General features: G+C 36.9%; 11 protein-coding genes. 5 read left to right on the top strand and 6 right to left on the bottom strand.

Annotated features, from left to right (window positions below; genetic code table 11):
* Positions 1-148: 148 nt before the first annotated feature.
* Positions 149-754, top strand: coding sequence for a hypothetical protein (locus F6K18_RS13085; protein WP_287521364.1), 606 nt, complete (start codon positions 149-151; stop codon positions 752-754).
* Between the two features lie 65 nt (positions 755-819).
* On the opposite strand, the gene F6K18_RS13090 is transcribed toward F6K18_RS13085, so the two are convergent.
* Positions 820-1,065: a DUF4926 domain-containing protein gene (locus F6K18_RS13090; RefSeq protein WP_287521366.1), complete on the bottom strand. Its 246-nt coding sequence runs from the start codon at positions 1,063-1,065 to the stop codon at positions 820-822.
* 86 nt (positions 1,066-1,151) lie between these two features.
* Between F6K18_RS13090 and F6K18_RS13095 the strand changes: the two genes are divergently transcribed.
* Complete coding sequence (locus tag F6K18_RS13095; RefSeq protein ID WP_287521367.1) at positions 1,152-1,916, top strand: hypothetical protein; 765 nt, start codon at positions 1,152-1,154, stop codon at positions 1,914-1,916.
* A gap of 194 nt (positions 1,917-2,110) precedes the next feature.
* On the opposite strand, the gene F6K18_RS13100 is transcribed toward F6K18_RS13095, so the two are convergent.
* The 5 genes from F6K18_RS13100 to F6K18_RS13120 form a co-directional block, all read right to left on the bottom strand.
* Positions 2,111-3,691 carry an NAD(P)H-quinone oxidoreductase subunit 4 gene (locus F6K18_RS13100; protein ID WP_287521368.1) on the bottom strand — a complete coding sequence of 527 codons (1,581 nt, stop codon included), beginning with the start codon at positions 3,689-3,691 and terminating at the stop codon, positions 2,111-2,113.
* Between the two features lie 144 nt (positions 3,692-3,835).
* Positions 3,836-5,929 (bottom strand): NAD(P)H-quinone oxidoreductase subunit 5, encoded by a 2,094-nt coding sequence (locus F6K18_RS13105; RefSeq protein WP_287521369.1) that lies wholly within the window; start codon positions 5,927-5,929, stop codon positions 3,836-3,838.
* 407 nt (positions 5,930-6,336) lie between these two features.
* Positions 6,337-6,567 carry a zinc ribbon domain-containing protein gene (locus F6K18_RS13110; RefSeq protein ID WP_353735070.1) on the bottom strand — a complete coding sequence of 77 codons (231 nt, stop codon included), beginning with the start codon at positions 6,565-6,567 and terminating at the stop codon, positions 6,337-6,339.
* Between the two features lie 250 nt (positions 6,568-6,817).
* Positions 6,818-7,036, bottom strand: a complete 219-nt coding sequence (locus F6K18_RS13115; protein ID WP_353735074.1) for a transposase — start codon at positions 7,034-7,036, stop codon at positions 6,818-6,820.
* Positions 7,037-7,485: 449 nt separating this feature from the next.
* Positions 7,486-7,770 (bottom strand): helix-turn-helix domain-containing protein, encoded by a 285-nt coding sequence (locus F6K18_RS13120; protein WP_287521370.1) that lies wholly within the window; start codon positions 7,768-7,770, stop codon positions 7,486-7,488.
* Positions 7,771-8,291: 521 nt separating this feature from the next.
* Between F6K18_RS13120 and F6K18_RS13125 the strand changes: the two genes are divergently transcribed.
* The 3 genes from F6K18_RS13125 (at position 8,292) to F6K18_RS13135 (ending at position 16,548) form a co-directional block, all read left to right on the top strand.
* Positions 8,292-9,587 carry an RNA-guided endonuclease TnpB family protein gene (locus F6K18_RS13125; RefSeq protein WP_287521372.1) on the top strand — a complete coding sequence of 432 codons (1,296 nt, stop codon included), beginning with the start codon at positions 8,292-8,294 and terminating at the stop codon, positions 9,585-9,587.
* 30 nt (positions 9,588-9,617) lie between these two features.
* On the top strand, positions 9,618-13,019 hold the full coding sequence (locus F6K18_RS13130) for a response regulator (protein WP_287521374.1): 3,402 nt from the start codon (positions 9,618-9,620) through the stop codon (positions 13,017-13,019).
* Between the two features lie 118 nt (positions 13,020-13,137).
* The gene (locus F6K18_RS13135) at positions 13,138-16,548 is read left to right on the top strand and encodes an ATP-binding protein (protein ID WP_287521376.1); all 3,411 of its coding nucleotides are present in this window, start codon (positions 13,138-13,140) and stop codon (positions 16,546-16,548) included.
* Positions 16,549-16,857 lie beyond the last annotated feature (309 nt).

Here is a 16,857-nt window from a genome sequence, read left to right on the forward strand (position 1 = left end):
TGGATGGAAAGGTGTAAAAGCTTGACTAAAAATTTTGTTTGCGCAGCATTCGGCAGGAAAAGAACTCTGGAAAATGCCACAGCCAAGATTAATCTTTGTTTGATTCGACTGATGCTTAACAGGTTGGCGATCGCGACTTAGTATAATCTTGGACAGAAAAGATACGGTTAGGGGTTCTATAGATGACCTCATCGCAAGCGACTGGGTAGGGCAAGACCGCATAGACGACTTAAAAAACCTCAAAGAAAAAATAGAAAGGTTTGACGATCAACAGTGGTGGGAAGAGTTGGGATATTATACCCCCTATCAGTTTCCTCCGAATGATCGTCAGAACCTGAATAAAATTCTTAAAAGATTGAAAAATGCAAAAAAACAAGGCAAAGAGGGCGATGCCAGTCGAAAAAACGGTAGCTTTTTTGAGTATAATATTCATCTTGAGGGCGTATTTATTGAATTTCCCGAGCCATCCGATCGCTCTATTCCAAGATATGAAATTAAAGGCAAGTGGTCTTCATATGTTTACCAGGAAATTAATTTTCTGGGATTTCGAGTCGATCAACCTTGGGGTACTAAGAAAAGGCCAAACGGTAGCTTTACCATTGAAGTTGAATTGAATAATGGAACTGTGAGCCAGATTGTGAGCCAGATAAAGATTAAAGTCGATCGCTATGATGATAGTGCCAATAATTACGCAGCTAATAAAGTAAAGGAGTTAATTGAGTCTAAAATGCAAGATTTAGGAAGTTTGGATTAGTCTTGTTGAGGAACAAGAAAATTAAACTATTTCCATATATCACAGATAATAAATATTTACGCCACTCAAAATGTTAGATTGGAACAGTCTATATGCAGCAACATTAGTTTTTCAAGTTCGAGGGATATCAATACGTAAGTTTGCCCATTTTTATTAGCAAATTCTACCTCAAAAGCTTTTCCTTGCTCGTAAATTTCTACCACAGTTCCTACTTTACCTCTAGGTAATATTATTTCTTTATCGGTCACAAATTGTGTAGTTTTCATATTCTTTGTTAGAGTTACTTTATAATGTAATTTTATTCCATTCATCAGCAAGTCGTATTTTACATTCCTATTACAACCTGGGGAGTATAGAGTATAATTGCTCTAATTTAAGAATAAAGGAAAATAAAACTTTGAAACCTTCTAATGGCAAATTAGTTATCAAGGCTCAGTTAGCTACATTTATTGCTTTAACAACGTTTTTATCAGAGCCAGTTAGTGCTATTACATTTGTTCAAGATAGGAATTCTTTACAAAGTAATGACGAAATTGAATGGTCAAGTTTAGGAAAAGTATTGAACCCATTTGCTCCTAATCCTAGTGACTTTCTTTCAAATTCATTTTCAGCAAAATCTTCTAATGGTTTGGGAATAAATGTTGAAATTCCATCAGCTGGAGAAGATATTACTCCACCATTTATTTTTCAAAACAACCCAGGAGTTCAAACTAATTTTGCACCTGGTGATTTTATTTTATTTACAGGCTTTAGTCCTACAATTATTCCTACAGGAAATCCAAATCCTTTAACCATTGTTTTTGATAAAAATGTTAAAGCTGCTGGAACCCAAATTGCTGCAAGTGGCAGCGCCAACATAGATTATGAAGTTTTTATATCTGCGTTTGACGATCAAAATAGTTTACTAGGAACATTTTCATTACCAGTAATTTCTTCTGGGGCACGGGATAACTCTGCCGTTTTTTTAGGGATAAAAAACGATACAGCTAATATTAAAAGCTTGGTTTTTCAGACTTCTTCACCACAACGCGGTTTTGGAATTAATACAGTCAGTATTGCGACTGTTAATGAGCCATATTCTGGTTTAAGCTTATTGATTATTGGTGGTTTAGGTATAGCCTTTAAAAGCTATAAATTTTTTAATAAGACCAAACTTAACTAATAAATAAAGTGTCGCTTTTTGAAGAAGGAGTCATACTAAATCGAGTTTGTATGACTTATGGGTTTTGACTTCTGAGTTCTGAGTTGCGCTATGATGATATGATGGCTGAATGCTTACAACAAAATACCCAATAGAACGGCTAACCGAACTACTGGGTTTCTAATCAGGACTCTAAATTTTTCAACTAGCTCGCACTACTTAATCGCAGGCGCACGCATCAACAATTCAGACTCACTATTCAACGCCACTTCCCCAGATTCTATCAACGTCGGTACAGCATCTCGCAACCGCGCTGTCAACTGTACTGTCGTCGCATCATAAATCTGAGTCACAATCTTGGGATACAAACCAATACCAATAATTGGCACCAACAAACAACCGATAATAAACACCTCGCGAGGTTCAGCATCCTTGAGAACTTCGTGTTCTACTAACTCCTTATTCTCAGGACCATACAAAATCTCCCGCAACATTGACAACAGATAAATTGGAGTCAAAATCACTCCAACTGCAGCCAAGAATATTACCAACACCTTGAAAGTTTGATTATAAGCATCACTGGTGGCAAAACCAATAAACACCATCACTTCAGCTACAAACCCACTCATTCCTGGTAATGCCAAAGAAGCCATCGAACAAGTCGTCCACATGGCGAACACTTTCTTCATCTTCTGACCGACACCACCCATTTCATCCAATATTAAAGTATGGGTACGGTCATAAGTAGCTCCCACTAAAAAGAACAAACTTGCCCCAATTAAACCGTGGGAAATCATTTGTAGCACAGCTCCACTAATACCAATCTCGGTAAACGAAGCTATACCAATCAACACAAAACCCATGTGGGAAATCGAAGAATAGGCAATTTTCCGCTTCAAGTTTCGTTGAGCAAAGGAAGTCAAAGCGGCATAGACAATATTGACAACCCCCAAAATCACCAATATAGGAGCAAACACTGCGTGAGCATCAGGTAACATTCCTGCATTCATCCGCAGCAGAGCATAACCACCCATTTTCAACAGAATTCCTGCCAGCAACATATGAGCGGGTGCAGTTGCTTCCCCGTGAGCATCAGGCAACCAGGTATGTAATGGGAAAATTGGCAACTTTACAGCGTATGCAATCAAAAACGCTCCATATAACCATAGTTGCAAATTCAGAGCATAATCTTTCGCAGCAACCGCACTCATATCAAAAGTAACAGTATCGCCATAAAACGCCATTGTTAACGCTGCTATCAAAATAAATAGCGAACCACCTGCGGTATAAAGAATAAACTTAGTTGCTGCATACAACCGTTTTTTACCTCCCCAGATGGAGAGAATTAGGTAAACTGGTACTAACTCTAATTCCCAAACCAGGAAAAATAGCAACATATCCTGCACGGCAAATACAGCTATTTGACCGCCGTACATTAACAACATCAAGAAATAAAACAGCTTTGGCTTAAAAGTTACAGGCCACGCTGCCATAATTGCCAGAGTTGTGATAAAACCAGTCAGAATAATTAGTGGCATGGATAAACCATCTGCTCCCACTGACCAATTTAAGTCTAATTGTGGCACCCAAGCATAACTTTCTACTAATTGGAGGTCTGGGTTATTCGTGTCATATCCAGTACAGAAGGCAGCAGTGATAATAGCAAAATCAATTAATCCAATAATTAAGGCGTACCACCGCACTGTTTTGCCATCTTTATCCGGAATAATCGGAATTAGTAACGATGCAACTATTGGAAATAGGATGATTGTAGTCAACCAAGGAAAATTAGCCATAAATATCAAATCTCACTTTTAAAATTTTTGAAGAAGGAAGAAGGAAGAAGGAAGAAGGAAAAAGGAAGAAGAAAAAATATTACTCGAAATTCTTAATTTTCTGTTCCCTATTCCCTGTTCCCTATTCCCTGTTCCCTGTTCCCTCTAAACTCCAGAAAAGACTACTAAACCCAACACCGCTACAAATACAATGAGGGCATAAAACTGAGCGCGACCATTTTCTAAATATTTCAAACCTTCCCCAGTCAGAAGTGTAATAAAACCTGTTAAGTTAACAGCTCCATCAACTACTTTGTAGTCTACTTCCAAAACTTGACGTGCTAGACGACGACTACCTTTAACAAATAGAAAGTCATTCAGGTCATCCAGATACCACTTGTTGAGAGAGAAATTGTAAAGAGGCTTGATTTTTTGAGCGATCGCACTAGGGTCAATTTTACGACTCAAGTACATCAGCGAAGCAAAGGTAATGCCAATTAAAGCAATACCAACAGAGTTACCTGCCATAATCAAAAATTCAGTCAGGTCAAACTCCGCTAATTCCTCTAGCACCTGTGCCAAAGATTCTCCTGGTGCATAGATAAACTGCTCAAAATAATTAGCAAAAGGCGTTCCTAACAAACCAATAATCATTGAAGGAATAGCTAAAACCATCAACGGTAAAGTCATGCTAATAGGAGACTCATGGGGAGAGTCACTATGATGACCGTGGTCATGGTCGTGGTCATGGTCATCATGGCCGTGTTCTAGTTCTTTCGGGTCCATAGCACCTGGTCCGAAAGCCACCGCTGGGGTCATCTCGACCTTATCACCTGTAGAGTTTGCAGCCATTAATTGCTGTTTAATCTGCTCATCGTTACCCCGAAACTCTCCCTCAAAAGTAGAGAAATACATCCGGAACATATAAAAAGCAGTCATTCCAGCAGTTGCCCAACCAATAAACCATAAAGCGGGGTTTGCTCCAAAAGCACTACCAAGAATTTCATCCTTTGACCAAAAACCAGCAAAAGGAGGGATACCGCAAATTGCCAGAGTACCAATTAAAAAGCAAGCAGAGGTAACAGGCATATATTTCCGCAGTCCACCCATTAACCGCATATCTTGCGCCAAAACTGGGTTATGACCAACAACAGCTTCCATACCATGAATAACTGAACCGGAACACAAAAACAACATGGCTTTGAAATAAGCGTGGGTCATTAGGTGAAATAGTCCGGCGCTATAAGCTCCCACACCCATTGCCATGACCATATATCCCAATTGGGAAATAGTGGAATAGGCAAGACCTTTTTTAATGTCATTTTGAGTAATGGCGATCGTTGCCCCTAGAAAAGCTGTGAAGGCTCCTGTCCAAGCAATAATGTTCATTACTACTGGCAGATGTTCAAATACTGGATACATCCGCGCAACTAGGAAAACCCCAGCAGCTACCATTGTCGCTGCGTGGATTAGAGCAGAAATTGGTGTAGGGCCTTCCATCGCATCTGGTAACCAGACGTGCAATGGGAATTGAGCCGACTTGGCCGCAGGTCCTAAAAAGACTAAAACACCAAACAGGGTAGCTAAACCAGCACTCAGAGCGCCAGTTTCTACCAGTTGTTCTAGACGAACGCCCATGACTTCAAATTCAAAGCTACCAGTCGCCCAGTAAATTCCGAGCATCCCTAATAGCAGACCAAAGTCACCGACGCGGTTGGTCACAAAAGCTTTTTGACAGGCATCTGCTGCTGCTTTCCGGTCGTACCAGAAACCTATTAGTAAGTAGGAAGATACACCTACCAGTTCCCAAAAGATATAGACCTGGACCAGGTTTGGAGAGACAACTAGACCTAACATTGAGGAGCTAAATAAGCTCAAGTAGGCATAAAAGCGTACATAACCGGGGTCGTGAGCCATGTAACCATCGGTATAGACCATTACCAAAAAGGCAACAGTAGTTACAATAACTAACATGAGGGCAGTCAGATGGTCGATGGTGTAGCCCATACTGAGTTTAAAGTCACCTGCTGCTGCCCACTCAAACATTTGAGTATAGGTTTCATGGCCATTAATTTGACTCCAGAGTATGGCAAAGGAGAGAACCATTGCAGTTCCTAACAGGGAGACTATGAATATTGCAGATCCCCGTCGCAAATTACTTGTGGCTTGACTATAGGATATTAGTCCCAGGCCGACTACCATTGCTCCAAGTAGGGGCAATAATGGAATCAGCCAGGCATATTGATAAAGGGCTTCCATTGTTTATGGTTACTTTATAATTCTTAATTAAGTAGACAAAACTAATAAGCATTCTTACACAGACTTTCCTGGGATCAAACTAAAGATCAATTTTTTTAATGGTTATGTAGGGGGGGGGGAGTCAAAAGTCAAAATTAAATAGTCAAAAGTTCGTATAATGTAGAGTTAAATTTTGGGAATCTTTTAAATAGCACTTTTTTTGAGGAAAGTCAAAAAAACTGACCATGAATTTGATTTTGATGAATATTCATACAATTTCCTCATTCAAGACTTTAATTAGTAGTCTATACAAAGTGGAAATTTTAATTTTTTTTTCAGTATAATTGCTTAAGCCATTCTACCTGTGAAAGCTAGTGTTTAATTGTGAAGTTCTCTCCCGTTAAATCAAAGATTATAACGGGAGCTTCTCAGACAAAGAAGTTTCTTGTTTTGCTGGCGCAACGCTGCGCGAACACAGGCTGACCAATATCTAAGCCTCCACAAGCAGACAAGATGATACCCACCTCGTTTAACGCTTTATTTAATATATTAATTGCAGCGTTTTCATCTCTATCTAAAACTACTTTACATTTAGGACAAGAATGAGTTCTAACTGATAAAGTCTTAGGCACTTTTTGACCACAATTACTACAATGCATGTGACGTATTGTGAGGATTAACTTTTATTATATGAACACCTTAAATAATTAATAATTAATAATTAATAATTAATTATTAAAGAATCATATCAAATCCGGTAGCATGGGTGTTATTTAATCTTTAAAGATAAGAGTCTATATTGTAGGGGGGATGGCCATTTTCCTTACCGATTGTATGACGATCGACAGTATTATACTACTGTGAAGCCAACGGATTTGATATCATTCATTATTCATTATTCATTATTCATTATTTACCTACATCATAAATTGATTTTGATAGTTTTGTGTTTCTAGCTAAACCTTTAATATTCAGGTATTCTACAGCAATTAGGTCATATTTACTCGCCAATTTATGAGCAGTTTTATAATAAAAATATTCTCTTTGCCTAGCAATATGTTGATGTAGTCTAGCTATTTTATTTTGTGCTTTTTTCCAGTTGTTTGACCCAATTTCTTTTCTAGCTATTTTTCTTTGCTTTCTTGCTAAATTAGATTGAGATTTTCTCTAAAATTTAGGTACAGAAACAGTTTCACCAGTATGAGTAGTTAAAAACTCTTTTAACCCTACATCAATACCTACAGCAGTTTTGATATTTTCTGTAGAAATTAAACTAGGTACTGACTTATCTTCTAAGCTAAAACTTACATAATAACCATCAGCTTTCTTGGTTATAGTTGCAGTTTTAATTGTAAAACCATCTGGAATTGGTCTATGAACTATGACTCGAATCGCACCAAACCTCGTAGTAATTATTTGTTTTCCATCAAATTTTATTGCTGATGAGCGGATGATTAACTCTACTAAAACACAATGACCTTAACTTTCCTGATTTTTTAAATCTTGGCCTTCCTCCACGTTTACCAGTTTTATCAGGTATTAGCCAACGTTTCCAAGCTTTATCTAGTCTTTGTAAGTTAATTTGTTGAACTTCGTATGGAGATTTCTTTGTAGTCGGGAAATAGCTTTTTTGTCTGTTTAAGTGCTGATTGTTGAAAATAATAATCTGGTCTACTAGAAATTTCACCAATTGGACATGAAATTAATGAACAACGGTCAACTTGACATCTAGTTCTATTTAACCAATCTAGTCTTTGACCAAGAGCATAATTCCAATGTCTTCGTAACAGCTCTAGCCAATAATCAATTTTGACTGACTGTTCAGGAGTGGGCTTAATTTTGTAGCAATGAGTAATTATCATAATTTTTATACTACTCTTTATTGCTATATTTAAACATCAATCGATACTTTTTTAATTTACAGCTCGGCAATTCCCCTCCCGTTAAATCGCAGATTATAACGGGAGACCCCGAGACCGTATCAAGTTGGATTAAACATATTACTTTTAATATCATGTCCAGTAGCATCGGAGCGTGTATAGAATTAAGTTTCAATTGAAAGAAACCCTTTCCTACGGAATGCTACGCAAACAGCATAGCAGCTCCCGCTGCCCTCTGCCTTCCTTCCACCAAAGTATAAGTATTCAAGCGGACATGATATAACTTGATGTTGTGATAAGTCCCGCATCATAGTGCAGTCTTGGTGTTGGTATTAATCACAATCAATATATAGCACTACGTCTTTTGGCGTTTGACAATAAACTTTAAACTTTGGTGGGAATAGGGAACAGAGGAATGTCAAGAGCTTATTTGCGTAGCGCTATAGTTGTAGGTACATAAAAATATATGCTAAAATTTTATCATTGTTATAGATAAGTGATAAATGTATCAGGCATATAAGTATAGAATATATCCAACATCAGAACAGCAATTGGCTTTAGCGAAGAGCTTTGGTTGTTGTAGATGGTTTTGGAACTATTCACTAAATTTATGCCATGAAACCTACAAAAACACTGGAAAAAGTCTCAGTAGAGCAGCTATTCAAAAAATGCTTCCTCAACTTAAAAAAGAGCATGAATGGCTAAAAACAGATACTTATTCTCAGTGTCTCCAAGTAGTAGCATTAAACTTATCTACAGCTTACAAAAACTTCTTTGATAGACAGGCGAAGTTACCAAAATTTAAGTCTAAAAAAGGTAGACAATCTATTACTTATCCTCAAAATGTAGAATTTCAGGATAACTATATCAAACTACCTAAAATTGGATTAGTTTATTATCGTCGCCATAGAGATTTTTCAGGGGAAATCAAGACTGTAACTGTTTCTGTGAATCCAGATGGTAAATATTTTGTTTCTGTTTTAGTTGAAGATGATCTAGTGAATCCTGAAAAACTAGCAGAAGGAAAAGCAATAGGAATTGATTTAGGATTAACTCATTTTTGTATAACATCAGATGGTTCAAAATATCAAAATCCTAAGAATATTGCTAAATATACTCTTAATCTCAAACGGAAGCAGCACAAATTAGCTCGTAAACAAAAAGGAAGCAATACACGAAATAAAGCACGCATAAAAATAGCTAGATTACAGGGTAAAATAGCTAGATGCCGCGAAGATTTTCTACACAAGCTATCCCGCAAGATAGTAAACGAAAACCAAGTAATTGCAGTAGAAAATCTGGCTATAAAAAAGCGGTGTGACCCGGCGTCGGTGAAAGACGCACCTGGTAGTGCATACCATAATTTAGCTGCATCTATTAGTGATTCTGCTTGGGGAATGTTTGAAACAATGCTTAGTTATAAGGCAGAAAGAGAGGGAAGAATTTATATAGAAGTCGATCGTTTTTTGCCTTATTCACAAACTTGTAATATTTGTTTAAATCAAGTTGGTAGTTTGTCTCTGAATGTGAAAAATTGGACTTGCGAGCATTGTCATACAACCCATAATAGAGAAATTAATGCTGCAATCAATATCAAAAATGAAGCCTTGCGGATATTGCGAGTGCGTAATTTGCCGTTGCGCGACAAATGTCAAATGCACTCAAGACAGGAGTTAGGAACTAGCTCTACTGCCAATCTGAGGGAATGTAAGTCACCTGGCAAAACATCAGTTTTGTTAGATGCTATTCCCAGCGAAGATGGAAACCTATCCTATAGCAATAGCTATAGCATTGGGTAGTTCACACCTCTATCTTTTAACCTGGGCAAAATGTTTAGCAAATTTCCCCTGAAAACAGTCCTCATTGTCCCTTTTGTTCTACAAATCTTTGGTGCTGTGGGATTAGTGGGATATTTTTCTTTTATCAATGGGCGACAAACCGTTGATAACCTTGCTAACCAGTTAACCCAAAAAATTAGCAGTGGTATTGAACAGCACGTTTTAGGATATCTAAATAAATCTCATCAAGTTTTAAGAGTAACCAATTATGCCATAGAAAGTGAAAATTTGGATGTTGATGATTTTGCTGGTCTGAGACTTTACTTTTGGCAAGTGGTAAAAGAAAAAGATTTAGAAGATTATCTCTCCTTTGGCAATGAAGAAGGAGAATTTATCGAGGTTGAACGTTTAGAAGATGGAGATATTCTTTTTAAAATTCGTAACATCGCAACTCAACCTATTCGGGAAACTTACTTACTTAATAATGAGGGTAACATCAGCGAATATTTAAAAGGAAAAGCTTACGATCCTCGCGATCGCCCATGGTATAAAGCAGCAAAGCAGTTAGGTGAACCAACCTGGAGTCCAATTTTTGCCTCCTTTTCCCGTGAAAATGCCTCCTTAGACATATCAGCAGTCAGACCTATTTTCAACTCAAGTGGGCAGTTTGTGGGAGTTCTTTCAAATAAAACAACCCTCGTGCAGGTCACAAATTTCCTGAGTAACTTATATATCAGCGCTAACGGACAGAGTTTTATTATGGAGCGATCAGGAGATTTAGTAGCTAGTTCTAAAATTAAGAAACCATTTATCATTACTGGAGAAGTCCAAAAGAGGAAGATCGAACGTCTACCTGCCATTGAAAGTAATGACCCTACACTAAGTGCCACTGTCGAGCAACTGCAACAACATTTTGGTGATTTTAAAAATATTAATAGCGATCAACAACTTAAATTTCTAATTGATGGAGCTTGGTACTATACCAGAGTCATGCCAATTAAAGATGGTAAAGGTATTGATTGGTTAGTGGTTGTGGTCATTCCTGAAAATGACTTCATGGCACAAATCAACGCCAACACCAAGACCACTATTTTATTAAGTTTTGGTGCTTTGACTATAGCTATATTGGTAGGAATAGTCACTACTCACTGGGTTACTCAACCGATTTTACAAATTAATTCTGCTGCGAAAAAAATTGCTGAAGGTCAATGGGAAAACACCCTCAATATTCATCGTCGTGACGAAGTAGGTGAACTCGCCAACTCTTTTAATCTGATGGCCAACCAACTCAAAAATTCCTTTGACACCTTAGAGGCAAAAAATGAACAACTCAAACAACTAGACCGCCTCAAAGACGAGTTTTTAGCCAACACCTCTCACGAACTCCGAACCCCCCTCAATGGCATTATTGGTATTGGCGAATTTCTTTTAGAAGGAGATAAAGTACAGCTAAATTCACTCACTAGCTCTAACTTAAGCATGATAGTTTCTAGTGCTCGTCGTCTATCTAATCTTGTCAACGACATTCTTGACTTCTCTAAAATCAGACACCATACACTAGAATTACAAACTAGAGCTATTAATGTTTATGGAGTAGTAGAGACAGTAGTTAACTTAAATAAATTTTTGGTCAGCAAAAATCAATATCTACAGTTAGTAAATCACATTTCTAAAGACTTACCCCCCGTCCGTGCCGATGAAAATCGTTTACAACAAATTCTCTATAACTTAATTGGGAATGCTATTAAATTTACTGAGTCTGGTAAAGTCGAAATTTGGGCAGAATTAATTGGCCACAATTCTAGAAACCCCCATCAGCAAATTCCAGTCCCAGAATACTTCAATCAAAATATAGAGCAATCTCAACAACTGACGATCGCCGTCTCGGATACTGGTATCGGTATTCCTGCGGATCGACTAGACCGCATCTTTAACTCTTTTGAACAAGCAGAAGGTTCCACAGCTAGAAAATATGGGGGTACAGGTTTAGGGTTAGCAGTCACGAAACAATTAGTTGAACTCCACGGCGGTCATATCTGGGTGGAGTCTGAAGTTGGTGTTGGTTCCCGATTTTACTTTACCCTACCAATTTCACAAGAATCTGTAGCAGAAACCTCCATTATTTCCACCGTCAATAGTATTCGTTATTTTGTAGATCTAGTAGAAAAACCTCAAGAAATTACTCCTCTTAAGACTGATATTGCTAATAGTAACTTTCATATTTTAATTGTTGATGATGAAGCTATAAACATTCAAGTTTTAAGTAACTACTTAAAAGCCAATAACTATCAAGTTACTCAAGCATTAAATGGAAAAGAAGCTTTAGCTGCTTTAGATACTAATCAGAATATCGATCTGATTTTGCTAGATGTGATGATGCCTCAGATATCTGGTTATGAAGTTTGCGCTAAAATTAGGGAAAAATATCCTGCCCAAAGTTTACCGATCCTAATGTTAACTGCTAAAAATCAAGTCGCCGATCTAGTCATGGGTTTCCAATTTGGTGCTAATGATTATCTGACTAAACCTTTTGCTAAAGATGAATTATTAGCTCGGATTAAAACCCATATTCAATTATCAAAAATTACTAATTCCTATGAACGTTTTGTCCCTTACGAATATGTAAAATTACTATCAAAAGAAAATATTCTTGATGTGAAATTAGGAGACCGTGTGAGTAAAGAAATGGCAATTTTCTTTTCTGATATTCGTTCTTTTAGCACTCTATCTGAAAACATGACAGCTCAAGAAACTTTTGCTTTTGTCAATGGTTATTTAAAACAAGTTTCCCCAGAAATTCGTGACCGGAATGGTTTAATTATTAAGTTTATGGGAGATGGCATTATGGCAGTATTTCCTGATGGCGCTGATGATGCTGTGCAAGCTGCTATTGGTAAACTTCGGAAATTACAAGAATATAATCAAACCCTACAAGCAGAAGGTTTACCCCCAATTCAGGTAGGAATTGGCATCCATGTAGGTTTGATCATGGTTGGTATTGTGGGAGAGCCAAATCGAATGTCAGGAGATGCACTTTCTGATAATGTGAATTTGACAGCTCGTTTGGAAAGTTTAACTAAATATTACGGAGTTTCTTTATTAATTTCTGAATCAGCTTTTCAGGGTTTGAAAGATACAGAAAAATATCAAATTAGATTTTTAGACCGTGCATCTGTAAAAGGTAGACATCAAGCTATTAATGTTTATGAAGTTCTAGATGGAGAAATTGATTATGTACGAGAATTAAAATTAAAAACTCACGCAGATTTTGCATTGGGTGTAGAGTTTTATCGCTTGGGAGATTTCGTTTCTGCCAAAGATTATTTTGAGAAAGTATTAGCCGTTAATTCTTTAGATCAAACAGCTCAACTTTATCTAGAAAGAATTGAGGAGTTAACAGCAATTGGTGTGCCCAAAAACTGGGATGGGGTTTGGGCATTTACTCAAAAGTAATTGGTTTGAGAATTTAATAAATCTCTGATTTTCTATGATTTTAACCTTTGACTTCTGTGAAATAGTATGTGACTAAATTCAAGTTCAGAGATATATTATAAATAAACTTAAAGCTTTTATGGTATTCAAACCTCTATCTCTCACACTGGGCAAAATGTTTAGCAAACTTCCTCTCAAAACTGTCCTTATTGTCCCTTTTATTCTGCAAATTGTTAGTGCTGTGGGATTAGTAGGATATTTTTCTTTTACCAATGGACGCCAAACTGTCGATACTCTTGCAAACCAGTTAACTAAGGAAATTAGCACTCGTATTGAACAGCACGTTTTAAGTTATCTCAACAAGTCTTATCAGGTGCTAAGAGTAACCAATGATGCAATTGAAAGTGGCAATTTAGATGTCTACAATTTTGGGGCAATGCGAGCCTATTTTTGGCAAATTATCAAAGAAGGGGATTTGGAAAGCGACCTTTTTTTCGGTAATGAGCAGGGAGAATTTATTGGTGTTGAACTTAATCCTGATCATCCTGAAATTGTCTTCCGGATTCGTACTATAGCTACTCAACCAGTTCGTGAAATTTATCGACTAGATTCTCAGGGTAATGCGGAAGAGTTTGTGAAAGTCAAAGAGTATGACCCCAGGGGTCGTCCCTGGTATCAAGCGGCAAAAAAACTTGGTCAACCCACATGGAGTTCTATTTATGCAGCTTTCTCTCGTGCTAATACATCTTTGGATATATCCGCCGTCAGACCTATTTTTAATTCTACTGGCCAGTTAATCGGGGTTTTAGCAAATCAGACCAGCTTGACTAGGATTACAGAATTTCTCAAAAACTTAAATATTAGTCCCAATGGACAAAGTTTTATTATGGAGCGATCGGGAGATTTAGTTGTTAGCTCTCAGATTTCCCAACCATTCCTCACTATTGAATTTGGTAAAAAGAAAAAAATTAAACGCTTACAAGCTATTGATAGTGATAACATTACAGTAAGTTCCACGGCCAAACACTTACAAAAAGAGTTCGGTAATTTTGATGAAATTGAGGGTAGCAAACAAATCAATTTTCCGATTGATGGAGAGTGGTATTATGCTAGCATCATGCCAGTTAAGGATGGTAAAGGGATTGACTGGTTAGTAGTAGTTATCGTTCCCGAAAATGACTTCATGGAAAAAATTAATACCAACACTCAGAACACAATTTTGTTCAGTCTTGCTGCTCTGATTGTAGCTATATTAGTAGGAATAGTCACTACGAACTGGATTTCCCAACCTATTTTACAACTTAATTCTGCGGCTAAAGAAATCGCTGAAGGCAAATGGGAAAATCAACTCAATATTCACCGTCGTGATGAAGTAGGCGAACTTGCCAACTCTTTTAATCTCATGGCAAGTCAACTTAAAAATTCTTTTCAAACTTTAGAAACACAAAACGAGCAGCTCAAACAACTAGACCGCCTCAAAGACGAATTTTTAGCTAACACCTCCCACGAACTCCGAACCCCACTTAATGGGATTATTGGTCTTGGTGAATTTATCTTGGAAGGTAGCACTGAAGAGTTAAATCCGGTCGCCAATTCCAACTTAAGTATGATAGTTTATAGCGCTCGTCGTCTATCTAATCTTGTCAACGATATTCTTGACTTTTCAAAGCTCAGACATCAAAAATTAGAATTGCAAATTAAACCAGTTGATGTGCGTGGAGCGGTTGAAGTAGTGGTAGCTTTAAGCCAAGTTTCTTTAAAAAAGAAAAACCTGCAATTAATCAACACTATTCCCAAAAATTTACCTCCAGTTTATGCTGATGAAAATCGTTTGCAACAAATTTTTTATAATTTAATTGGCAATGCTATCAAATTTACTGAATCTGGAGTAATTGAAATTTCAGCTGCATTAGTTAGCGATCTTACTATAAAATCTCAAAAGAGCGATCGCTCTTACCTTGAATTGGAAAGACTGGTAATCGCTATCTCTGATACTGGTATTGGTATTCCTGCTGATAAATTAGACCGCATCTTTGAATCTTTTGAGCAAGCTGAAGGTTCTACAGCAAGAAAGTACGGTGGCACAGGTTTAGGGTTAGCAGTCACAAAACAATTAGTTGAACTCCACGGCGGTCATATTTGGGTTGAGTCTGAAGTGGATGTTGGTTCTCGCTTTAGTTTTACCTTACCAATTTCTCAAGAAACTTTAGAAGAAACCTTGAATCCTTCAATAAAAAGTATTCATTATATTGAAGAGCAAGTAGAAATTGAAGAAATAACTCCTCTTGATACTAATATTTACAATAGTAGCTTTCATATTTTGATTGTCGATGATGAACCTATAAATATTCAAGTTTTGAACAACCATCTCAAAGCTAATAACTATCATGTTACTCAAGCATTAGACGGAAAAGAAGCTTTGGCAGCTTTGGATAAAGACAAGAATATTGACATGATTTTACTAGATGTAATGATGCCTAATATGTCTGGTTATGAAGTCTGCGCTAAAGTTCGGGAAAAATATCCTGCTCAAAGTTTGCCCATCTTGATGTTAACTGCTAAAAATAGAGTAGCTGATTTAGTTATGGGTTTCCGATTTGGTGCCAATGATTATTTGACTAAACCCTTTGCTAAAGATGAATTATTAACTAGGGTTAAAACCCATCTTCAATTATCAAAAATCACTAATGCTTACGGACGTTTTGTACCCCACGAATATGTAAAATTGCTATCAAAAGAAAATATTCTTGATGTCAATTTAGGCGATCGGGTGAGTAAAAAAATGGCTATATTCTTTTCTGATATTCGCTCTTTTACCAGTATATCTGAAAAGATGACTTCTCAAGAAACTTTTGGTTTTGTCAATGGTTATTTACAACAAGTTTGTCCAGAAATTCGCGCTTACAATGGTTTAATTATTAAGTTTATGGGAGATGGTATTATGGCTGTATTTCCTGAAGGCGCTGATGATGCTATACAGTCAGCTATTTCTCAACTTAAGACATTACAGAAATATAATCAGACTCTAAAAGCGATGGGTTTGTTACCGATGAAAATCGGCATTGGTATTCATTGGGGTCATATGATGGTTGGCATCATTGGAGAGGAAACTCGAATGTCAGGAGATGCACTTTCTCATAATGTGAATTTGACTTCACGTTTAGAAGGTTTGACTAAGTATTATGGAGTTTCTTTATTAATTTCTGAGTCAGCTTTTAAGAGTTTAAAATATCCTCAAAAATATCAAATTAGATTTCTAGATAGAGCGTCTGTTAAGGGTAGAGATGAACCAATTAATGTTTATGAGGTGCTTGATGGAGAAGTAGATTCTGTGCGAGAATTAAAATTAAAAACTCAGGCAGATTTTGAATTAGCTGTAGAGTATTATCGTTTGGGAGATTTGGTTGGTGCTAAGAATTATTTTGAGAAAGTATTAGCAGTTAATTCTTCAGACCAAACATCCCAACTTTATCTAGAAAGAATTGAGGAGTTAACAGCAACTGGTGTGCCGAAAAACTGGGATGGAGTTTGGGCATTTACTCAGAAGTAATATCAGTTTGATAAATATTTGCTACAAATAGGTAGACTATTTATTAGGAGTCAGTCCTCAGGAGTCAGGAGTCAGAATAAATGGCTTCGATATTGTTTTTTAGGTCGGAACTTATATTTTTCGTTAAGGGTATATCCCCATAATCATCCAAATTATATCAAATCCGGTTAAACAGTTATAGAATGGTTAAGTCTCTAGTAGTCAGGAGTCAGGATTAGAGAGAATCACAAAGATGAGCGTAGTTATGACGATTGAATATTTTTTTTGTCCGATCAAACGGATTTGATATTATTCATAACATTCTTTTTT

The sequence above is a fragment of the Okeania sp. SIO2C2 genome (assembly GCF_010692625.1).
GTDB lineage: Bacteria > Cyanobacteriota > Cyanobacteriia > Cyanobacteriales > Microcoleaceae > Okeania > Okeania hirsuta.

What these genes read in the sequence shown, in the direction of transcription:
- F6K18_RS13090 (WP_287521366.1), bottom strand. Translation starts at nt 1,065, where the DNA reads ATGAATGGAATAAAATTACATTATAAAGTAACTCTAACAAAGAATATG.
- F6K18_RS13100 (WP_287521368.1), bottom strand. Translation starts at nt 3,691, where the DNA reads ATGGCTAATTTTCCTTGGTTGACTACAATCATCCTATTTCCAATAGTT.
- F6K18_RS13105 (WP_287521369.1), bottom strand. Translation starts at nt 5,929, where the DNA reads ATGGAAGCCCTTTATCAATATGCCTGGCTGATTCCATTATTGCCCCTA.
- F6K18_RS13110 (WP_353735070.1), bottom strand. Translation starts at nt 6,567, where the DNA reads ATGCATTGTAGTAATTGTGGTCAAAAAGTGCCTAAGACTTTATCAGTT.
- F6K18_RS13120 (WP_287521370.1), bottom strand. Translation starts at nt 7,770, where the DNA reads ATGATAATTACTCATTGCTACAAAATTAAGCCCACTCCTGAACAGTCA.
- F6K18_RS13125 (WP_287521372.1), top strand. Translation starts at nt 8,292, where the DNA reads ATGTATCAGGCATATAAGTATAGAATATATCCAACATCAGAACAGCAA.
- F6K18_RS13130 (WP_287521374.1), top strand. Translation starts at nt 9,618, where the DNA reads ATGTTTAGCAAATTTCCCCTGAAAACAGTCCTCATTGTCCCTTTTGTT.
- F6K18_RS13135 (WP_287521376.1), top strand. Translation starts at nt 13,138, where the DNA reads ATGGTATTCAAACCTCTATCTCTCACACTGGGCAAAATGTTTAGCAAA.